2 protein-coding genes are annotated in these 2,647 nt (G+C 27.1%); both read left to right on the forward strand.

Features of this window, described 5'->3' with window-relative positions; all coding sequences use genetic code 11:
- The first annotated feature begins 166 nt into the window (after positions 1 to 166).
- Positions 167 to 1,738, forward strand: a complete 1,572-nt coding sequence (istA, locus tag ACTHUW_RS12675) for an IS21 family transposase (RefSeq protein ID WP_442199838.1) — start codon at positions 167 to 169, stop codon at positions 1,736 to 1,738.
- Entirely contained in the window at positions 1,735 to 2,493 is a 759-nt protein-coding gene (gene istB / locus ACTHUW_RS12680; RefSeq protein ID WP_442199839.1) for an IS21-like element helper ATPase IstB, read from the forward strand. Before istA ends, istB begins: the two co-directional genes overlap by 4 nt.
- The last annotated feature ends 154 nt before the right edge of the window (positions 2,494 to 2,647 follow it).

Below are 2,647 nucleotides of genomic sequence, written 5' to 3' on the forward strand. Positions count from 1 at the left end.
AAATTAAAACAAATTATAGTAGGCTGGGTAAATTACTTTAAATTAGCAGATATGATGTTTATGCTAACCTAAAAGTATACCACCATTCTAATTGAAAACTAGTCCACTTTCAAATATAATACCCCTATATATTCAAAATATAGGAGGTGTGTGGAGGTTGATTAGTTTGGTAGAAAAATCAGATATATTGTTAAAATACTTTAGAGAAAATAAGTCTCAAAGACAAATTAGTAGAGAAACTGGCATATCTAGAGTTACTGTTAAAAAATATATAGATGAGTTTGAAAAAAAGACTAAAGAGTTAAATGTATTAGATAAAGATAATGATCAAGATCTCATAATGTCATTAATAGAGGAAATAGATTTAAAGCCTAAATATGATACTAGCAGTAGAACTAAAATTAAATTAACTGATGATATTAAATCTGAAATTGAAAGTTTAATGTTAAAAAATGAAAAGAATAAATCGCTCGGTAGAGCTAAGCAATTAATGAAAAAGATAGATATACACGAATATTTGATAGAAAAAAACTATGATATTAGTTATTCTACTGTTTGTAATTACATTAAAGATACTTATGATAAAAAAGAGGCTTTCATAAGGCAAGAATATGGGTTAGGAGAAATTGTAGAGTTTGATTGGGGAGAGGTAAAACTTACGATAGATGGGAAGCCTATGGCTTTTGATATGGGACTATTCACTACTGCTAAAGGTTCTTTTCACTTTCCTAAGCTTTATCACAATCAGAAAACAGAAAATTTTCTAGACATGCATGTGAAATTTTTTAGTGCATTAGAAGGAAATCATAGAGAAGTTGTTTATGACAATATGAAACAAGCTGTTAAAAGATTTGTTGGTAAGACCGAAAAAGAAGCTACTGATCATCTGATATCCATAGCTTTGTATTATGGTTTTAAATATAGATTTTGTAATGCAAGACGTGGTAATGAAAAAGGTCATGTTGAAAGAGGTGTAGAATTCGTTAGAAGAAAAATATTTGCAAGAAGAACTGATTTTAATTCTTTAGAAGAAGCAAATGAATATTTGATAAAAGAAATAATGAAATTAAATTCTAAAAAGAGACATTGGCTTTCTAATAAGAGTCCTTCGGACGTTTTAAATGAGGAAAGACCTCACCTTTTACCTTTTAAACCTCCTTATGATGCAGCTCGTAGAAAAGAGCTAAGAGTCAATAAGTATAGTGTAATAAATGTAGATCAGAATAAATATTCAGTTCCAGATTATCTTGTAGGAAAGTTTGTAAAAGCTAAGATATATACAGATAAGATTAAAATATATTACAAAGATAATTTAATAGCAGAACATATTAGAAATTATGGAGTCCATGAATGGATATTTGATATATACCATTTCATTAATACTTTAAAAAAGAAGCCTGGAGCCCTTCATTCTAGTGTCGGCAGACATCAAATGGGTCCAGAACTTCAACAAATATATCATAAATATTATACCAATAATCCTAAAGATTTCATAGTGCTTTTAGAATTAATTAAAGAAAAAGATTTAAAAATAGTATTAAATGCCATAGAGCAACTAGCAAAAATCAAAAAAGAGATAATAAATACTGATAATATAAAAAATATTGTATTTAGCAAAAAAGTAGAAGGTTCAGCTAAAGAAAGTAAAGATGAATCTATACAAAAACAATCTATAGAACAAATATCAATATTAAATGAAATGTTTGGATTAAACTCTTTAGGAGGGTATAAAAATTGAATGAAAAAATAGATGAAATAAAAAAATATGTAAAAGAACTTAAAATACCTGGAATAAGTAAAAATTTAAATATGAAAATTGAAGATGCATATAGGTTAGATCAATCTTATGAGGATTTTTTAAGAGAAATATTTGTAGATGCTTATGATATGAGAAAAGAAAATGGAAAGAAAAATAGAATTAGAAATGCTAAATTTCCATATAAAAAATATTTAGATGAATTACATGTAGAATATTTACCTGAAGATGCTAAGAAGAAGCTCAAAGAGCTTAAAACACTAAATTTTATAAAGGAAAGTAGAAATATAATACTTGCTGGAAATCCAGGCACAGGTAAAACTCATTTGTCTATAGGACTTGGAATAGATGCATGTAATAAAGGATATAAAGTATATTTCACTACCGTATCACTATTAATAAATGAATTAAAGGAATCTAGAAGTGAAAAAAAGCTATATACCTTTGAAAAGAAATTTGAAAAATATGATCTCATAGTAGCAGATGAATTAGGATATATCTCATTTGATAGAGAAGGGAGTGAGCTATTGTTCCAGTTTCTCTCCCTTCGGGCCGAGAGGAAATCTACAATAATAACTACTAATTTATCTTTTGATAGATGGAATGAAATATTTAATGATGAAGTATTAACAGCTGCATTAATTGATAGATTAACGCATAAATCTTATGTAATAAATATGAATGGAAATTCTTATAGGATAAAAGAAACTAAAGAATGGTTAGAAAAAACCACTTAATTTTTTATGTTTTAGTGGTATAGTTTTCGATTAAAATATGGTATAGTTTTCAGTTGACAAATACACTATGGATAGGTTACACTTTGGATAGGTTACACTTTGGATAGGTTACACTTAATTATACAATAAAAACTCGGACATGATATAATAAATA

This window comes from Senegalia sp. (in: firmicutes) (assembly GCF_052088025.1).
Taxonomy (GTDB): domain Bacteria; phylum Bacillota; class Clostridia; order Tissierellales; family SIT17; genus Anaeromonas.